This is a genomic window from Pedococcus sp. P1_H8, from assembly GCF_056405175.1.
Genome location: NZ_JBFUCP010000203.1, coordinates 1 through 469, shown reverse-complemented (window position 1 = coordinate 469; position 469 = coordinate 1). Strand labels below are relative to the sequence as shown.

Genomic DNA, 469 nt, shown 5'->3' with positions numbered 1-469 from the left:
GAGCCGGTGCGGGTCCGCGACGAGGTCCGGCCGCTCTACCACGCGGCCCTCGCGCACGGCAGTAATCACCTGGTCACGCTCGTCTCGGACGCGGTGGCCGCGCTCCGCGTCGCCCTCGCCGGCGGCGAGCTGCTCGGCCAGCAGCTGGTGGACGACGACCCCAACGGCGTGGCCGAGCGGGTGCTCGCGCCGCTGCTGTCCGCCGCCCTCGACAACGCGCTGCGCCGCGGCCCGTCCGCGCTGACCGGCCCGGTGGCGCGCGGCGACGTCGACGCGGTGACCACTCACCTGCGGGTGCTTCGCGAGGTGGACCCGCAGCTGGCGGAGGGGTACCGCGCCATGTCGCTGCGCTCGGCGCAGCTCGCCGGCGCCAAGCCTGAACTCATCGAGATCCTGGAGGACAATTCGTGAACGGCTACGCGCGCGGTGAACTGACTGTGCATCACGACCCGGCCGCACTGACCAAGGT

At 73.6% G+C, this 469-nt stretch carries 1 protein-coding gene; it reads left to right on the top strand.

Annotated elements, in window-relative coordinates; genetic code table 11:
* Nucleotides 1-411: DUF2520 domain-containing protein (locus AC1DYG_RS19595; protein WP_477641523.1), on the top strand; the 411-nt coding region annotated here is incomplete at its 5' end.
* Between the last annotated feature and the right edge of the window lie 58 nt (nucleotides 412-469).